This window comes from Bradyrhizobium sp. Leo78, from assembly GCF_059512425.1.
The window spans coordinates 1-455 of sequence record NZ_JCAMOT010000214.1; the positions used below are offsets into that span (position 1 = coordinate 1).

A 455-nucleotide genomic window follows, 5' to 3' on the forward strand; every position below is an offset into this window, starting at 1 on the left:
TACCAGGTAACCGTCACACCGAGCTACGATCTCACGGTCAATCCGCTCATGCAGGCAGTCGGCTTCAGCACGCAGCATCTTTCGACGTCAAGCACGACGGTCAGCGGTCCTTCACAGACCCCGGGCTCCAATAGCCAGGGCTCCGTCTCCATGTTCCTCGCGCTCGATAAGTCAGGGTCGATGGGAGACCCTACCGAAACCGTCAACAAGGATCATCCGACGGAACCCTTCACCTATGACTGCAACCCCCACCTTAACAAGAAGGGCAAGTGGGTTTACGATACCTGCACGGGCAGCCGTACGAACTACTATACGAAGATAGAGGCGCTGAAGATGGCCGCCGGCAATCTTTTCGGCCAGCTCACCAGCGCCGATCCGAACGCCCAATACGTACGCACCGGTGCAGTCTCTTACGATATCGTTCAATACACACCCAGCACTCTTGCCTGGGGAAC

At 57.1% G+C, this 455-nt stretch carries 1 pseudogene; it reads left to right on the top strand.

Annotated features, from left to right (window positions below):
* Nucleotides 1-455 (top strand): annotated as a pseudogene (locus tag AC5ZG1_RS44345) (pilus assembly protein TadG); the annotation flags it as partial.